This window comes from Nostoc sp. (assembly GCF_036917935.1).
Lineage (GTDB): Bacteria > Cyanobacteriota > Cyanobacteriia > Cyanobacteriales > Nostocaceae > Nostoc.
The window spans coordinates 456,484-474,682 of the sequence record NZ_JBALEL010000002.1; the positions used below are offsets into that span (position 1 = coordinate 456,484).

The following is an 18,199-nucleotide window of genomic DNA, read 5'->3' on the forward strand; positions in this document are numbered from 1 at the left end:
TTCATTTGACATATCCCTGAGCAACAAACCAATCCACAGCATCTTTGAGTGCGGCGTTCAGCGAAGATTGGGGTAGACCCAACTCTCGTACAGCCTTGGCGGGGTTGTAATACATAGGTTGTTTCGCCATCCGAACGCCATCCAATGGGACTGAAGGCAATTTTCCCAGTGGTGCGAGAATCTTTTCATCAACCCAGGCAACACTCAGGGGCAACCAAGCGGGTACGGTTCGTTGAGGTGCTATTAGACCTGTGATATCCGCGAGTTGTTCGAGTAGTTGCTTGAGACTGAGGTTTTGATTACCTAAGATATAGCGATCGCCAGATTTACCCCGCTGCAAAGCCAGTAAATGCCCCCATGCCACATCCCGTACATCGATAAAATTCAGACCAGTATCCAAGTAAAAAGGCATTTGCCGTCGTAAAAACCGAAGTATTATATCACCCGTCGGGGTAGGTTTGATATCCAACGACCCAATCGGGCTGCTGGGATTGACTATAACTACTTCCTGACCTGTAGCAATGGCTTGTATGGCTTCTTGTTCAGCCAGAAATTTAGACTTTTTGTAATCACCCACCAACTTTTCTAAGGGACTCTGATGTGTTTCATCTACAACTTCTCCTGATGATCCTACCCCAATTGCTGCCACTGAACTCGTGTAGACGGTGCGTTCAATGTTAGCTTTGCGAGCTGCTGCCAACACATTGCGCGTACCCAGGACATTGTGACGGTGGAGTAACTCCCGGTCTGTTTGCCACAGGGAATAATGGGCTGCGACATGAAATAGGTATTGACAACCTGCCATCTGTTCCCAGAGATTTGGTGAATTCAAATCGCCTTTGACAATTTCCACATCCAAACCGCGTAGATTTTCCAAATTGCTGCTATGGCGTACCAGCGCTTTGACTGTGTAACCCTGTTGCAGCAACAACCGGATCAAATGGGCACCAATAAAACCCGTACCCCCGGTAACAAAAACCTGCATCAAACTGTCCCCCTTTTATTAAACCGGGGAAACCAATCATCCAAAATGGTGTAAACGACCGGCACGACAATCAAACTGAGGATAGTTGAAGTTACGAGTCCACCAGCGATCGCTACAGCCATAGGCGATCGCAATTCGGAACCAGCACCGAAACCTAAAGCGATCGGTAGCATCCCTAAAATCGTCGAGGCGGTGGTCATCATAATTGGTCGGAGGCGCACTAGTCCAGTCTTGAGAATCGCCTCGGTGCGTTCTAAGCCAGCGTTGCGTAATTGGTTGATGTAATCTACCAGCAAAATGGCATTCTTATTTGCCAGCCCCAACAAAAAGACGAAACCGATCAGTGAGATCATCCCAAAGTCGCTCTTGGTAATCAGTAGCGCCAACATTGCCCCCACTAGTGCCAAAGGTAAAGAGACACCAATTACCAGAGGATCTACCCAGCTTTTGAACAGCAAAATTAGTACTATGACAATACACAGGGCAGATAAAGCTAGAGTAGTTCCGAAACTGCTAAACACTTCACTTTGACGTGCAGAGTCTCCCCCTAAATTTAAGGAAACATTAGATGGTAACACCGCGTTTGCTTCAGCTACTACTTTGTCAGTGGCATCACCCAAAGACAGATCCTTGCCAAGATTAGCACTGATGTAGGCCACGCGCTGATTATTCAGACGCTCGATCTGAAAAACCGTGCCCTGTGGATTTGTTTCACCTGTAACTGTGACATCAGCAAATCCCGGTAGCCTCTGAATCCTTTCTTTAATTGCTTTGACTGCTTTGCTCAAAGCTTGGAGATTATCGCCTTGTAATGCTATTTGCAGGGGTTTTTGACCGCCGGAATCAACAAATTGAATATCTTCAACACTAGTAGTTACCCCAGAAAGAACAGGTAAGGAGGAGCGCAACTGATCCTGTAGTTCGGCAGTTGTGATTGTGCGGTTTTCCTTTAACTTTACATATAATATCCCTTTATTCGGCTCACCCTCACGAGAACCAACAGTGGTAAATACCGTTTCAACTGCCGGTGATTTGATCACAACCTCTTCTAGTTTCTTCGCAACATCAAGAGAATCATTTAAAGGATTGGGAATATCGCTTCCTTGTCCTCGTTGTCTTGCTTTGCCCAAATCAGGGATACTTGGCAAAGGAGCCGTATAAGCAATATTAAATTCGCCGCGATCGAGTTTAGGAATAAACCCTTTGGGAATTAGTGGAATCAGCACTATACCTGCAATAAAACTGAGGACAGCTAACCCGATAACTATCTTGCGGTGATTTAAAGACCAACTCAGCAAATTTCTGTAATATTGGGTAAACGCTACCCAGATTTTTGCTTCCTGACGTGGGGAAAGTGAGGATTTAGGTTTTAGCCAGTAGATAGCCAGAACTGGAGATAAAGTTCGAGCAACTAGCATAGAAGCGAGCATTGCCGCTGAAACAGTGATGCCGAAAGGCTTAAAGAACTGACCGATGACACCACCCATTAAACCTATGGGTAGAAAAACTGCTACTGCTGTCAAAGTGGCGGCGGTGACTGTCAACCCAATCTCATTTGTAGCTAAAAGCGCCGCTTGGCGAGGAGTTTCACCATCTTCAACGTGTCGCATGATGTTTTCCACATCCACGATCGCATCATCAACAATACTACCAATCACCAAAGCTAAAGCCAGCAGGGTGATTGTTTCCAGGTTGAAACCGAAAATCGCCATGACGATAAACGTCGCCAACAAGGACGTAGGAATAGCCAAGGCAGAGATCAGAGTTGCCCGCCAATTCCATAAAAAAGGAAAAATTACCACTATTGATAACAAGACTGCTTCCAGCAAAGCATCGATTGTTGACTGGGTGGCTTGGCGGATATATTCTGCTTGGGTAGCAGCTAAAGTTAGGTTAACATCCTTGAGGGTAGAGCGTAGCCTTTGAACTTCTTTCTCAACCTGATTCACTACTTCCAAGGTGTTAGCGCTACCACGTTTGATTACCTGAAATGCGAGTGCATCTTGACCGTTAAACCGGACTAATGTCGCCCCACCTTGGGGGAGAGATGCTGCACTCGCATTTGCTGGATTTAGCAAACGAGTTGCAGTAGCACCGCCTAGTAGCGAGACTTTCAGGACTCCTGGTAATTTAGCGATCGCACTCACAATGTCATTTTGCGCCAATTTCGTCAAATCTTTGAGATTCCGGGTGGGACTCTCTATGGCATAGCTAATGGCGGCTGACTCGTTTAGATTCAGGGGAATAATTTTAGAAGTTGCTCCTTGAGGTAGAATCAACTGCTTGAGGGCAGTTTCAACCTTTTTGGTCGATGTTTCTAGATTCGTCCCAACAGCAAAAGAAAGGGCAACAGCTGTTTGACTAGGATAGGTGGATGAGCGGATATTCTCCAGCCCTTCTAGGGAACGGAGGCGTTCTTCCAAGGGTTGGGTGAGCTTCGCTTCTGTATCCAGGGCAGTTGTCAGGGGCGCTGTAGCATTCACAACCACCACTGGAAAGGTAATATCTGGAAACAAAGCATACTTGAGAGAACTGAAAGCCAGAACACCAGCTACCGTTACGGCAATCCAAAAACTCACCGTCAGCCACGAAAATTGAATCGCCAATTTGGAAATATTGAAGAGTTCTCGTGCGGATTTCGAGTTATGAAGCTTTACCATCTTGGAAAATTATCGTGTGGGTGACACAATTATGAAGTCATGCTACAGCAATCACCTTCGGTTTGGGAGTTTTGGTTACTACTAAACAGCAATATTACTTATTGTCACTCAGATATGACTCAATCTTTAATGCAAAAGGAAACTTCAAAGATGAAACTTGGTTCTGTTGAGAGAGTTAGTGTCTAATTTTTTGCCGATCAACACAATTCTGGTGCCTCAAGGAGCAGAATATAAAGCTGTGTGTCGCGCCTTTCGCGGCGTTACTGGCTCCATCCCAACGGTAATAAGTATACCTGTTGGGATGAAGCCTTTACTCAAATATCTCCAACAAGGACAATTTCTCGCCCCAAAATCCAGAGTGCTGATTATGGGTTTATGTGGTAGCTTGAGCGATCGCTACACAGTCGGTGATATTGTCCTGTATCAAGATTGTGTTTATCAGGGGAAGCAGCAAGAATGCGATCGCACTTTGACAACACAATTGCACTCTTCAATATCAGAAAAAGTATCTTTAGTCAAGTCACTGACAAGCGATCGCGTGATTTGGTCTGCTACCGAAAAACGCCGTTTAGGTGAGACTTTGGCGGCTGATGTTGTTGATATGGAAGGATTTACCGCCCTAGAATTTTTCAATGCTACCAGGGTATCCGTGGCAATACTGCGAGTAGTTAGCGACGATTGTCAGCATAATATCCCTGATCTCACATTAGCAATTAACTCTGATGGCTCCCTAAACCCTTTTCCTTTAGCGATGGCAATGCTTCGACAACCCCTTGCTGCTACTCGGTTGATTCGAGGTTCATTAACAGCATTAAAAGTATTAGAGCAAGTTACAAATCTGCTTTTTTCAGGCTGTAGCCAAAAATAATCTGTTGCGTCTTTTCCTTTTTTTCAGGTAAATAGACCACGCAGTGGGGGTACAGCATTGCTGTGCCCTGACAACATATAGCATCCTAAATCATTCATAAAAATCTCTCTTTCTTCTCTCTGCGTACTCTGCGTCTCTGCGGTTAGTTATAAATATTATTTTTCACCAATCAAATCAGATTCCTCTACTTTTTTTAGATCACTTGAAGACAAACTAATAACAATCAACATAATCTAGGTATTAATTATGAAATTGCTTATCGATAAGTTTTACAGAAACTTTATCGTTCTACATATCAAGTAGAAACCTAGATTGGGAAGCATAATATATAACCTTATCAGGGTTGGGTTCCATAAGAGCTAATTCCACCGAATTGTAAATCAGAAATACCCTTTTGCCAGAATAGCTCGGAACTAATTTACCAACTATCGAACAGAATTTATGAAGCTCAGTCTATACTCGTTCCTAGCTAGTTTTCCATTACTCAAAAAAAGTTACACCGCTAAAATCATGTTGGTGGCATTTTTGGGTACTCACATACCACTTCTAAGCTTACTCTTGAGTTTCGTTATCTCAAACTCCTATTCCTTAGAGATGACGATCCGAGTTATGCTTATTGCTCTGTTGGCTACTTTAGCGGGTACAGGCGTCACCCTCTACGCAATACACCACCTCCTCAAACCGGTTATTTTGACATCTGCGGCATTGCAAAATTATCTAAACACCAAAACCTTGCCTGAATTGCCCACAGAATTTACTGATGAAGTCGGTACATTGATGGCAGATACCTCACAAACTCTTCACAAATTAGATGAGTTAATTCACTACATCAGTAATTATGACGATCTAACTGGATTGCCCAATCGTGATTTATTCCGCGATCGCCTTTATCAGAATCTATCTCAACCTGAAAACAACCAGCGCCTTGTAGCTGTTTTTTTACTGGCTATTGATGATTTCACTGGTATGAGTCATGGATTTGAGCATCAGACTACAAATTTGTTGTTAAGAGCAGTTGCTCAGAGGTTATCAAGCTGCATATCGCAAACAGATATTCTTGCCCATTTGAGCGGAGATGAATTTGCTCTTGTACGCATAGAGATTGTTTCTTTTGAAAGTATGATTAAGCTATCTCAGTTGTTATTAAATACTCTGAGCAAACCCTTTTGTCTAGAGGGTAAATTGGTTCATATCACCGCCAGCATTGGCATCACAATTAATGATCTAAATGATAGTAATAGCGTAGATCAACTCTTGCAACAGGCTCATATAGCGCTTTACCAAGCGAAACAGCGAGGGCGTAGTCAATATCAATTCTATTCACCGGAAATTAATGCTCAGTTACAGGAACGACTGACATTAGAAAATGAATTACATGGGGCGCTTGACCGCAACGAACTGCTGGTTTATTATCAACCTCTGATTGATTTATACAGCGGACAAGTTATAGCTATGGAAGCGTTGCTTCGCTGGCAGCATCCTACTTTAGGTATGATTTCTCCAGTAAAGTTTATTCCCATTGCAGAGGCCAATGGTGCAATCATACCAATTGGCGAATGGGTCTTGCGAACTGCTTGCGCCCAAAACCGCGCTTGGCAGCTTGCTGGATTTACCCCAATTCGGATATCTGTGAATCTGTCAGCTCGACAGTTTGAACAACCATATCTGGTTGAGGTGATCAACCAAATTCTTGAGGAGACTGGACTCAAAGCATCTGATCTGGAACTGGAAGTAACGGAAAGCTTCTTGATGGCTGATATGGAGCGATCGGTTAAAATCTTAAAAAAATTACGAGAAGTGGGTATATGGTTGGCTCTAGACGACTTCGGCACCGGTTATTCCTCCCTGAATTACTTGAAGCGCTTTCCTGTAAATATACTGAAGATTGATCAGTCATTTGTGCAGGATGTCACATCGAATCCTGATAGCGCCGCCGTCACTAATGCCATTATTGCCCTTGCAAAGAGCCTCCGGTTGAGTATCACGGCAGAGGGTGTGGAAACCCAAGAACAGCTTGACTACCTGAAAATGCAGGGATGTGATGAAGGTCAAGGTTACTACTTCAGTTGTCCTGTCCCCGCTGATATAATTGCCCCGATGTTACAGAAAAGTTCTCAGCAGATGGAGAAAATTGCAGCATAAGTGGATGCCTAAGCCAGAAAATCCCCCCTGATAGCGTTTCACTTTAATTTTTATAAATGGTTATCAGGGGGAAATGAGGAGAGAAATTCGGGATTATTGAAAGGTAGTGAGAATTACTTGAGATGCCCTCAAATAATACCAATAACCACACCTTTAGAGGCGGACACCACTACTGCGATCAAGATTAAAATCTCTTAACCTTTCGTTACACTAAAGACATCGAGAAGGATGAAAGCAAACCTCTCGAAGCTGAAATCAAAGGTGAACGACATGAATGGCACAATTCGCGTTGGTAATCTCTTCGGAATTCCCTTCTATATCCATCCGTCATGGTTTTTAGTTCTGGGCTTGGTAACTTGGAGCTATAGCAGTGGACTGGCGGCGCAATTTCCCCAATTGTCTGCGGGATTAGCTTTGTTACTAGGACTGATGACTGCGCTGATGTTATTTGCCTCTGTCGTCGCCCATGAATTAGGCCACAGTTTTGTTGCGATTGGTCAGGGAATTGATGTCAAATCGATCACACTGTTTATATTTGGCGGTTTGGCTAGCTTAGAAAAAGAGTCGAAAACCCCAGGTGAAGCTTTCTGGGTTGCGATCGCCGGGCCAATAGTAAGCTTACTACTATGCGGTATCGTTACAGCTATTGGTGTTACTACTGCTGCATCAGGGCCGTTAGCTGCAATTCTTGGTGTTCTAGCTTCTGTTAACTTGGCATTAGCCCTGTTTAACCTGATTCCTGGCTTGCCCTTAGATGGCGGAAATATACTGAAAGCCATCGTTTGGAAAATTACAGGTAATCCTTATAAAGGTGTCACCTTTGCTAGTCGAGTTGGACAAATCTTTGGTTGGGTAGCAATTGTTTCAGGTGTACTTCCCCTACTATTATTTGGCGACTTCGGTAACTTCTGGAACTTATTAGTTGGCTTCTTCTTATTGCAAAATGCTGGGAATGCGGCTCAATTTGCCAGAGTACAAGAAAAACTCACAGGTTTGACAGCCCAGGATGCTGTAACTCATGATAGCCCGATTGTATCTGCTAATCTTAGCTTAAGAGAATTTGCTGATGAGCGAGTCATAAGTGGGCAAAACTGGCATCGGTTTTTAGTGACTGATGATGATGGACAATTAGTAGGTGCCATCGCAGTTGAGAATTTGCGAACCATCCCCACAGTAATGTGGTCAAATACTCAAGTCAAAGAAATCATGCGACCAATTACCGAATCTACCACAGTCCAATCAGATCAACCTCTGCTGGAAGTCATGCAGTTACTCGAACAACAAAAGCTGTCTGTGCTTCCCGTGATTCGTGAGAATGGCGTCCTAGTTGGAATCTTAGAAAAAGCTGCAATTATCCAGCTACTTCAAAGCCGAACCCAACCTAATCCTGCATAGTTGTCTCCAAAAACGGCAAACCCTTGTAGAGACACGATTTATCGCCCAAATTAAGGATTTCCAACAAATAAATTAGAGATAGGAGTCCAAAAGAATGTAGAGACGTAGCACTGCTACATCTCTACAAGGGTTGTGAATAAAGCATATTTAAAGGCTCTTAGTATTTTTTTTCCCAGAATTTTTACGAGATATCAGGTATATACCTAGCAAGGATAGACCTGCTACTGACGTAGGTTCAGGTATAGTTTTGATTTTGGCATAAATAGCTGTTGTAGTTATAGCTCCTTCAAGAGCCTTAATACTTATCTGGCGAACGTCTGGATTAAAGCCGGTTAGTTCAAGGGTGTATTTATTACTTCCAAAGGTGAAACTGCGATTACTCAAATTTGTGTCTATAAATACAAAATCTGCACTCTTTTCAGGATCTCTTGCATCGTTAAGTGTATTTATTAGATGCAAGCTGAAGTCAAAAACTTGGCTGATTCCCACCGGAGGGCTGAAGGATACATTGAGATTTAAAGGTACAAATTCAACGCTTGTATCGGGGAGTACCGTTCCATTAAAGTAAGTTAAATCAGCTATTTTGAATACAGAGTTAATATCTGCTGAAAATGAAGTTTGATTAAAAGTTAGTTTATTTGGAAGTCCTGCCGGCAAATTAGGTTGACCCCAAGTAAATGTGTTGCTTCCCACACCTGTATATATGGGAGTAGTATTGGCGCTTCCTGGAGTAGGTTCTCCCCATGTAGCACTAGAGATACCAGAAAAAGTTAGAGCATCTGCTTGACCAGAGAAACCAAATCCTGTGGTCGAACTCACAAAAAAACTAGATATAGCAGCAGCGAAAACAAAACTTAGTTTCATAATTCTAGGTTTTAATTATCATTATCGACGTTCTTTTAAGTAGGTCTTCAGTCTACCTTAGTAAATTTACGGAAAATACGCCAATATGTTATTGTATTTTTTATAAAAAATTTATACATATTTCCAAATAAATTAATAAAAAATTTATATTTTTGAAGCTAATTTTATGGATTATTAAAATATTTCACTACTTTGTCATTAGTAAAACAGTAGTTGCGTAGGCGTAGCCCGTCGTAGACATCGCTACCTTACTCGATTTCTAGACAAATTGTCAATCTGATATCAAGTTAGTTTTTTGGCATTTCCCGCACTATGGGCACAAATGTGATTCATAATTTTGACAAAATCTCTGGCAACAACTGGCTAGGAACTTTAGATAAAGCCAGATTTTGTCCCTGTATCCCTAATTCATTATGAAAAGCACGAATAGTTTTCACCAGATAAGCGAAGGTTGTTTGATAAGCCTCTGGTTGTTTACTCAATCCGTTCAAGGCCTGCAAATGGTTATCTAATGCTATTTCTAAGTGTTGAGAACGTGTCCCTTTGTCGCCATTAAAAGACTTATCTATTACTAGCTGATAATGGGCCAGTCCCAGATTATTATAAGAGGCAAGCAAATCAAAACTTAAAGAAGTACCGCTAAGTGAGTGAGCCAAAGCTATAGCTTCTTGGTAAGCACTGATACATAGTTGCAGATACTTTTGCCGTGCCTCTTTAGTAGTCTGAGATAGGTTTGCGAGATGCCAGTAGGCAGTACCCAGATTATTTTGTGTAGCGGCGCAAGCACTGGGAACATTAGCTGGAGTGCGATACTTGAGAGCTTCGCTATAAACATTTATAGCTAGCTGGAGATTTTGGGCAGGTTGTTCGTATTGTGCCAGATTCCAACACGCAGTACCGATATTGTTTTGAATCATGCCATACTTGAGCGGTTCTTCTTCAGGGTTGTAGTGTACAAGTGCTTCATTGTAAGCTGCGATCGCTTTCTTTAAATGCACAATCGGTTGGTTGTATTGCCCTAAATGCCAGTAAGCAGTACCCAAATTATTCTGACAAGCGGCATATTTTAATGAGTCCATATCGGCTGTACGGTAGCTGAGTGCTTCACTGTAAGCGAGAATTGCTTGCTGCCAATTTTCAGATGGGTGAGAAAAACGAGCTAAATCACCATAGGCTGTCCCCAAATTATTTTGTACACGAGCATAAGTTTCCAAATGTGTCTGGGGCGAAATCATCTTTAACGCCAACTGATAAAATTCTATTGCCTGCTCTATATAAGTTTGTCCCTCTTCAGAATTGGGTGGTGTGCGGTACAGCATCCAGTAGAGTGTACCCAAGTCATTCAAGATATCTGGGAGTTGCGGTGAGCTTTCGTCATAGCTAATTGCCTCCTGATAGGCAATAATTGCCACCATCAGGTTTTCTAGAGTTGACTCTCCTTCTTCAATGCGAAGGCGGTATAAAGTGCCTAACCGATGATAAGCTTCTGCCAGTATCTCCCCTGGAACTTGCTTTTGGTGTAATTCTTCAATCTCCAATAAAATCTGCTGCGGTTGTAAGTAATCCTCAGTATTTTGGACATCACTTGTGTTGATTGTTGCTATTACTAGCTCCGTTAACTCGCTGCTAACATGAGATAAAGACGACAGCGATTGATTATTACTCCTACTACCAGACCTATTCGTAGATTCATCCTGTTGTGGTGCAGCCTTCAATAAATCCGCTATTGACGGCGCAACTTCCTGGGTTTTATCTACGTCATTGCGTTGTATATCTTCTGGAAAATCGGAATTATTCTCAAACTTTAACTCGGAGGCTGCGGTTCTGAGTTCTGCTTGGTTAACTGCTTCATCTAGAATCGACTGCTCAATATTCCCTAAATCCAAGCTTCTAGAACGTGAAAAACGTTCTGGATAGCCCAAATTCTGAGTTGCTGGCGTGGGTTCTCCAGCAAACGCAAATACGCCAGTACGACAACGCCAAAACTGTGGTGCTGATTGCTTGATAGCAGATAACCAAGGACGCGGTATCCACAACAGCAAGTTAGATTCTAGGAATAGGCTAGATTCTTGTGTAGAAAAATATTGTTCGCTTAAGCGGAGATAGTGCAAAAATAAACGCTGTATCGCCACTGGTTGCTTAGTGAGATGCTCCACGCCGACAATCTGAAATGCTGGTAGTGGAAAAGGTCTTCCAGGGGTATCTTTTGATGCCCCAATAATTGGCGGTGGATAATTAGTCAACCATTGATTAATCTGGATTATGGGATTAGGATCGTTTAAATTTAAACGCAACGTGACTAATCGCGGATAAGCTGGAGTGCTGCTATTTTCCTGAGTATTTGATGACTGATATAGCACCTGTCCCACAGGATAAGCCAATGTAGAATGCAAACGGGCTGCTACCTGATTTCTTAAGTATAAATCATCACATATCGCTAAAAGAATTTGTCGTCGTAAGCCAAGACTTAGGGCAAGTTTCAGACGGTGGTATACTTGCCGATTCCAAGTAGAATTATTGTTGTGTGCAGTATCATTCACGCTCATAGCGGCTAAAGAGCCAAAACACAGTACATATCACCTTTCTGGGTGCATCCAAGTGGTCTAAACTCATAATAAAAATTATTTTTAACAAGTAGATGTTTTGCTGCTCAGGATATATTGAGCCTTCAATTCTAATAGGAATAATAAAGTATAATTATATACTTTCATTCCTAGTTCAATTTTAACAAAAAATAAAAAAGCAGGCCCCTCTTAAAATCGGAACCTGAAAAACTATAAAGAAGATGAAATTTTCTTAAAATCTTTTATGATCAACTGCTCTTAGAAACAAAGAAGGCGACTAAGATCAAGCCGACAACCAAAGCTGTAGCGGCGATTCCTAGTAAGAGATAAGTTCGCTTTTGCCCTTCCGTGGGAGGTTCTGCTTGATAAATCTTTGGTTCCCGGGCAAAATTGTTCAGAAGACCGCCTTCTTCATTGGTATAGGGCATGAATTAATTCCTTTATCTTTATCGTTCATTTAATGTTACATAAATGCTAAATCCGCTCTCAAACTGCTAGATAAATCGTTACATTGGGCATTGGGCATTGGTTATTCCCCTTGTCTGTCTATTCTCCATGCCCCATGCCCCATGCCCTATTCCCTAACTAGTAATCGTCCCAGTTAGAGGTGAACTAGGACTGGCGTAATCTTTAATAGGCATCCTGCCAGCAAGGTATGCTAGACGACCGGCGACTGTTGCTAAATTCATCGCCTGAGCCATTGCTGCTGGGTTTGGAGAAAGTGCGATCGCACTATTAATTAATAAGGCATCTGCTCCCAATTCCATTGCCTGCGCGGCTTCTGAGGGTGAACCAATACCAGCATCTACCACCACTGGTACACCTGCATTTTCGATGATGATTTGGATGTTGGCGGTTGTTTTCAGTCCTTGTCCAGAACCAATCGGCGATGCCAAAGGCATTACTGTAGCACAGCCTACTTCTTCTAAACGCTTGGCTAACATGGGGTCAGCATTAATATAAGGCAATACTGCAAAACCTTCTTTTACTAGTTGTTCTGCTGCTTGCAGCGTCCCAATCGGGTCTGGGAGTAAATACTTAAGGTCGGGTATTACTTCTAACTTTATAAAGTTATTATCTTCCTGCCCCAACAATTTCGCCATTTCTCGCCCCAAACGCGCCACCCGAATCGCCTCTTCAGCAGTTTGGCAACCTGCGGTATTGGGCAACATCCAAATTTTCGTCCAATCTAAGGCTTCAGCTAAACCTTCATGTCCCGGAGCCTTGGTTTGTACCCGTCGTACTGCCACAGTGACAATCTGGCAATCACTGGCGGCGACGCTTTGCTGCATTTCCTCAATGCTGCGATACTTACCGGTTCCAGTCATCAAGCGGGATTGGAAGGTTTTGCCAGCAATAATTAGTGGGGAGTCTTGAGTGAGGAGTGGGGATATAGCAGGGCGATGCCCGTTAGAGAAATTGGCAGAGTGAGTCAGCATTGGGGTGGAGGTAGATAGCTTGGACTGGAAGCGCGAATAGTGAAAATTAGCAAGTAGGGGGTCAGACTTTTGTGACAAGATTAAATCGGCAATCAATGCGGCGGTTACGGGCGCAAGTAGAATTCCGTTGCGGTAATGACCAGTAGCAAGGGTTAAATTTTGACAGTGGCTAGTGCCAAGGATGGGCAACTCATCAGGGGTAGCTGGGCGAAATCCCCACCAAAATTCCTGGATGGGATAATGCTTTAGTTGAGGATACAGGCGGATGGCAGCCTGTAGTAATGTTTGAATCCCTTCTGGGGTGTTGTTGGGGATAAAGCCAACGTCTTCGCTTGTTGCCCCAATAACGAGGCGATCGCGCCTTGGTACGATGTAAATATCTTGCCCAAACAAAACCCGCTTCAAAGGCAATTCCGGCGCAAATTCTGGTATCCGCACACTCAGCATTTGCCCTTTTCTGGGACGCACGGGTAGCGGTAACAATTCATTTGACCAAGCACCTGAAGCTAGAACATAGTGCGCGGCGCGAATTATTCCAGCATTGGTTTGCACGCCAACTACTTGTCCTTGCTGCTGTAAAAATCCTTCTACTGTAATCCCATCTTTGAGTTCAACACCAACAGACTCAGCCGCCGTCCACAATACTTGAGCTAGAGCCTTATTATCAACTTGTGCGTCTTCAGGATACCACCAGCCACCAACTACCTCTGCTCCCAATCCTGGCTGATATTGATGAATTGCCTCTTTGTTTAACCAGTAAGCCGGGGATGAGGGGGATGAGGAGGAATTTACTTCCCCTGCTCCCCTGCTCCCCTGCTCCCCTGCTCCCCTGCTTTCTTCAAACACGGGTGCGAGGATACCGCAGGATCGGTAGCCAGTATTTAAGCCGGTCAGTTCTTCTAATTTGCGCGTCCAGTCGGGATATAAGGCACGCGATCGCCAACACAGAGAACGCATTGCCCCCGCCGGGATGTTTTCCGCATCTGGTGCCAACATCCCGGCGGCGGCGTGGCTAGCGGCAGCCTGGAAGTCACGACAAAGCACGGTGACGTTTGTCCCGCGCAGTTTTAGTTCAATGGCGATCGCCAAACCAATAACGCCGCCACCAATAATTACAGTCTCACTAGTCATTAGTCATTAGTGATTAGTCATCTATCATTAGCCATTTATCATTAGTACATAACTAATAACTCATAACTTATAACTTATAACTTATAACTCGTAACTAAAGACGGATCTGCTCGTTACCACAAGGCGCGAATTGGTTCATTGCCTTGATTTGGATCGCTGGATGGTGTGCTTGTGTTTGTTTCTGAAGAATCTGTACTGCCGTCTGTTGTACTGTCAGAGGGTGATGTTGAGTCATCGGCAGAATTCTGAGCAACGTTACTCCTGTTGTCAGGTCTTGGGGCTACAATAGTGCGCCTGTTTGCGTTTGTTTGAGTTGTTTCATTTCCTTCAGTTGGAGTTTCTTCATTCTTGCTGCCAGCACTGCTATTAACATTGATATTAGCTGGCAAGACTTCTGATTTCTTGTCACTGGGAGCGTTAGCACTTTGTACGCCCATAGGAAAGTTGATGCCTAGTAATGTACCAAGCAGAATGGCTAAACCTCCAGCCATTAAAATTAAGGGTGTCCATCTACCCATCTTGTCTTAACTCCTTTTTAACCTTTTGGTGTCCACACTATTCGAGAACCTTGTCCCCAAAATCCATCAAACTTTGTCACTTTCAGATCGCCTAAAACCTGAGTTTGACTGTTCCTTACGCAAGTCTGTTGTAAGAGAATGGGGAGGAAGCGAACGCCTTGCTCGATCGCGCCAGTTCGCTGCTGATACTTTGCCCTCTACCTTAACCGTACAGGTACCGCAACTGCCAATGCCCCGACAGTTTATTACCTTAGCACCGTCATTGTAGAGGTCAATACTATTGTGCAGCAAAATCTTGCGGAGATTGCTTCCCTGCTCGCAATCAATTGTTTTACCTTCAGCTTGTACTTTAGGCATTTTTAAATTGCCAAACTGGCTTTTTGTTGTATATTGACACATTGCCTCGAAAGTTGTCTCGTCGGTCCCAGTTTTATGACCACAAATTCTTCACCTCAACTTTGGCTCTATGACACTACACTACGGGATGGCACTCAGCGCGAGGGGCTATCTGTATCGATAGAAGATAAGTTACGCATTGCCCGTAGACTCGATCAACTGGGAATTCCCTTCATTGAAGGCGGTTGGCCTGGTGCCAATCCCAAGGATGTACAATTTTTCTGGCAACTCCAAGAAAATCCGCTCAAACAGGCTGAAATTGTTGCTTTTTGCTCAACTCGACGCCCCAACTCCACTGCCGCAACCGAACCGATGCTACAGGATATTTTGGCTGCGGGAACTCGCTGGGTAACGATTTTTGGCAAGTCTTGGGATTTACACGTGACAACAGGACTCAAGACGACATTAGAAGAAAATTTGGCGATGATTCGCGACACCATTGAGTACCTCCGTTCTCAAGGACGTCGCATTATCTACGATGCCGAACATTGGTTTGATGGCTATAAGCACAATCGAGATTATGCTTTACAGACATTAGAGGCGGCGATCGCATCTGGTGCGGAATGGCTAGTTCTCTGTGATACCAATGGTGGCACTTTACCCCACGAAATTAGCCAAATTGTTCAAGATGTGGTAAGGGTGACTGGGGAATGGGAAGCTGGGAAAGAATCTACCCAATCACTAATCCCCCAAATTGGAATTCACACTCATAACGATTCGGAAATGGCGGTTGCTAACGCCATAGCCGCCGTTATGGCAGGGGCAAAGATGGTACAGGGCACAATTAATGGTTATGGTGAACGTTGCGGTAATGCTAACCTTTGTTCGTTAATTCCCAATTTACAACTGAAGGCGGGTTACAGTTGTATCACAGAAGACCAGCTCACACAACTTACAGAAGCTAGTCGTTTTGTGAGTGAGGTGGTCAACCTTGCGCCAGATGAACACGCTCCCTTTGTAGGACGTTCGGCTTTTGCCCACAAGGGCGGTATTCATGTATCAGCTGTGGAACGTAATCCCCTGACTTACGAACACATTCAACCGGAACAAGTCGGGAATCGTCGCCGCATCGTGATTTCTGAACAATCTGGACTCAGCAATGTTTTAGCCAAAGCCCGCAGTTTTGGCATTGAATTGGATCAGCAAAAGGCAGAAGCTAGAGAAATTCTCCAGCGCCTCAAAGATTTGGAGAGCGAAGGATTTCAATTTGAAGCCGCAGAAGCCAGTTTTGTGCTGTTGATGCACGAAGCTTTGGGAGGTCGCCAGAAGTTTTTTGAAGTCAAAGGTTTTCAAGTCCACTGTGATTTGATTGAGGGGAAAGAAACTAGCAATGCCTTAGCTACAGTCAAAGTCGCTGTGGACGGGAAAAATATTTTGGAGGCGGCAGAAGGTAACGGCCCCGTGGCAGCTTTGGATGCAGCTTTACGCAAGGCTTTGGTGAACTTTTATCCCCAAATTGCAACTTTTGATTTGACAGATTACAAAGTGCGGATTCTCAACGGACATACGGGCACTGCGGCGAAAACCCGTGTGTTGGTAGAATCAGGTAATGGTCGTCAACGCTGGACGACGGTAGGGGTTTCCACCAATATTTTGGCGGCTTCCTATCAAGCAGTGGTAGAGGGCTTGGAATACGGTTTGTTATTACATTCCCAAGCAGAAGCGGTGGTGAAAGCTTCTAGTTGACAAAAGGGATATGTAGGGTGAGGAAAGTTTGCGTTTTTCGATCAGAAGGGGAGGCGATCGCCTCCCCTTCTATTAACACTTTTGTACTTACAGCAGATTGCAACAGGCCTGAGGTACAGATAATCGTAGGGGGACAACATGTTGCATTGGTGTCAACTTAAGCTGAAACTCCTTTAAAACCTCGTTTCTAGCCAGAGGCTAGAAATGCTGCTCCTGGCGGCTCTGCCGCCAGTAAGAGAGGCGGAGCCTCAAGGACGAGCATTCCCAGTCTGAGACTGGGAACGAGGCACAAGGCAATCTAAAAGCTAGTTCTAGACTTGCTTTGACGTTAAGTTGACACCAATGAACATGTTGTGCCCCTACCCGTGTACTTCATTTACCTGAAATACGCTGTATGTAGCGAAAAAACAGTTGTAAATAATAGCTCTACCAATTGCGCCATCCACCTTTAGGTGCAACTTCATTATTAGTAGACTTCATTCCGTGACTTTGCAACAGAGTTTGATATTCTGTGCTGCTTGCCCAGCGGTCAATTTCTCGCGCCCGCAGGACTGGGACTGGGTGGGTTAATTGGGCTGTACGGGCAGCTTTGACCATTTCACCCAGTTCTGTCTTGCTAATATCATCGTAAGCGCGGGCTTGGGCAACAAAGGCATCGAGATTCAGTTGGGGCGCTAAGGTGGGAGAACCACCTGCCAACTTCATCAACACGGACATGACAACTTTCGGGTCTTGGGTTGCTAGTAAGGCGGCGCGATCGCAGGTAAACTCAGCACAACGTACCCATTCCAAAAGTTGCGCTTGTATGGCTTGGGCAACGAAGGTGCCGACATTGGGCACAATCGCCGCAGCTAATATTAATAAATTTACAGGAGTCAAGTAAACGCTATGGTCACACTTGAGATGCCCCAACTCATGGGCGATTACTGCCTGTATTTCCTCTGGTGTGAGCATATCAATCAGGGAAGTGTGTAGCACAACAAAAGGCTGCTTACCCCGCACAGCAAAAGTATAGGCGTTGGGAGCCGGATGTTGGCGGACGTACAATTGAGGAGGATCTATGTCCAGGATTTTACAGGCATCTAACAACAATTTGTATAAATCAGGCAGTTGGTTTTCACCCACCAGAATGCTGGAGGCAATATTTTCCACATAGAAAACCTGCTCTGCCATTGGCCCTAGCCAATTTCGCACCAACATATCTATGCCTGGTATCTGCTTGAGCGCTCTGGTAGCTTCCAGGTCTAATGGATGACGAAATGAGTCAGCTTTTAAACCAATCAGCGGGGTTTTGAAGAAGGACATAGTGCAGCAAGCTATAAAAAAACACAACTATGGAATCTGGCTGGATAGATAAACAGCCTCCTACAGTTAGTATAACGATTTCAGTAGGGCGTTTCCTTTCTTGCATATTCGGGGGTAAATGAGCAATCGTACAGATAGTTACGCTAAAGCTGTAACCGCTACTGGATAAGGATTCTGCACATCGATATTTTTCGCAATTCTGGATGTACCAATTAAGCTATAGGCTATTTGGTGCAGAATTTAATC

Annotated in this window: 12 protein-coding genes and 1 pseudogene; 4 read left to right on the forward strand and 9 right to left on the reverse strand. The window is 44.1% G+C overall.

Annotated elements, in window-relative coordinates; all coding sequences use genetic code 11:
- Position 1 precedes the first annotated feature (1 nt).
- Positions 2–985, reverse strand: a complete 984-nt coding sequence (gene hpnA, locus V7K62_RS02260) for a hopanoid-associated sugar epimerase (RefSeq protein ID WP_334861234.1) — start codon at positions 983–985, stop codon at positions 2–4.
- Complete coding sequence (locus V7K62_RS02265; RefSeq protein ID WP_334861236.1) at positions 985–3,645, reverse strand: efflux RND transporter permease subunit; 2,661 nt, start codon at positions 3,643–3,645, stop codon at positions 985–987. The genes hpnA and V7K62_RS02265 overlap by 1 nt, the downstream gene beginning before the upstream one ends.
- Before the next feature lie 178 nt (positions 3,646–3,823).
- Between V7K62_RS02265 and V7K62_RS02270 the strand changes: the two genes are divergently transcribed.
- The 3 genes from V7K62_RS02270 (at position 3,824) to V7K62_RS02280 (ending at position 8,050) form a co-directional block, all read left to right on the forward strand.
- Positions 3,824–4,513 (forward strand): 5'-methylthioadenosine/S-adenosylhomocysteine nucleosidase family protein, encoded by a 690-nt coding sequence (locus tag V7K62_RS02270; RefSeq protein WP_334861238.1) that lies wholly within the window; start codon positions 3,824–3,826, stop codon positions 4,511–4,513.
- A gap of 441 nt (positions 4,514–4,954) precedes the next feature.
- A complete protein-coding gene (locus tag V7K62_RS02275) occupies positions 4,955–6,655 on the forward strand; it encodes a putative bifunctional diguanylate cyclase/phosphodiesterase (RefSeq protein ID WP_334861240.1) in 1,701 nt (566 codons plus the stop codon).
- Between the two features lie 270 nt (positions 6,656–6,925).
- Positions 6,926–8,050, forward strand: coding sequence for a site-2 protease family protein (locus V7K62_RS02280; RefSeq protein WP_334861476.1), 1,125 nt, complete (start codon positions 6,926–6,928; stop codon positions 8,048–8,050).
- 147 nt (positions 8,051–8,197) lie between these two features.
- Here V7K62_RS02280 and V7K62_RS02285 read toward each other — a convergent pair whose 3' ends face one another.
- From V7K62_RS02285 to V7K62_RS02310, 6 genes and pseudogenes are all read right to left on the reverse strand, one after another.
- Positions 8,198–8,914: a choice-of-anchor K domain-containing protein gene (locus tag V7K62_RS02285; protein ID WP_334861242.1), complete on the reverse strand. Its 717-nt coding sequence runs from the start codon at positions 8,912–8,914 to the stop codon at positions 8,198–8,200.
- 329 nt (positions 8,915–9,243) lie between these two features.
- Positions 9,244–11,460 carry a tetratricopeptide repeat protein gene (locus V7K62_RS02290; protein WP_334861244.1) on the reverse strand — a complete coding sequence of 739 codons (2,217 nt, stop codon included), beginning with the start codon at positions 11,458–11,460 and terminating at the stop codon, positions 9,244–9,246.
- 266 nt (positions 11,461–11,726) lie between these two features.
- Complete coding sequence (gene psb34 / locus V7K62_RS02295) at positions 11,727–11,906, reverse strand: photosystem II assembly protein Psb34 (RefSeq protein ID WP_334861246.1); 180 nt, start codon at positions 11,904–11,906, stop codon at positions 11,727–11,729.
- 153 nt (positions 11,907–12,059) lie between these two features.
- Positions 12,060–14,048, reverse strand: coding sequence for a glycine oxidase ThiO (thiO, locus tag V7K62_RS02300; RefSeq protein WP_334861248.1), 1,989 nt, complete (start codon positions 14,046–14,048; stop codon positions 12,060–12,062).
- Positions 14,049–14,161: 113 nt separating this feature from the next.
- Positions 14,162–14,566 carry a hypothetical protein gene (locus V7K62_RS02305; protein WP_334861250.1) on the reverse strand — a complete coding sequence of 135 codons (405 nt, stop codon included), beginning with the start codon at positions 14,564–14,566 and terminating at the stop codon, positions 14,162–14,164.
- Positions 14,567–14,583: 17 nt separating this feature from the next.
- Positions 14,584–14,923: pseudogene (locus V7K62_RS02310) on the reverse strand (2Fe-2S iron-sulfur cluster-binding protein).
- 75 nt (positions 14,924–14,998) lie between these two features.
- Here V7K62_RS02310 and cimA point away from each other — a divergent pair.
- Positions 14,999–16,648, forward strand: a complete 1,650-nt coding sequence (cimA, locus tag V7K62_RS02315) for a citramalate synthase (protein ID WP_334861252.1) — start codon at positions 14,999–15,001, stop codon at positions 16,646–16,648.
- A 426-nt stretch (positions 16,649–17,074) separates the two neighbouring features.
- Here the strand turns inward: cimA and V7K62_RS02320 are convergent, their stop codons facing one another.
- Entirely contained in the window at positions 17,075–17,953 is an 879-nt protein-coding gene (locus V7K62_RS02320; RefSeq protein ID WP_334861254.1) for a M48 family metallopeptidase, read from the reverse strand.
- Between the last annotated feature and the right edge of the window lie 246 nt (positions 17,954–18,199).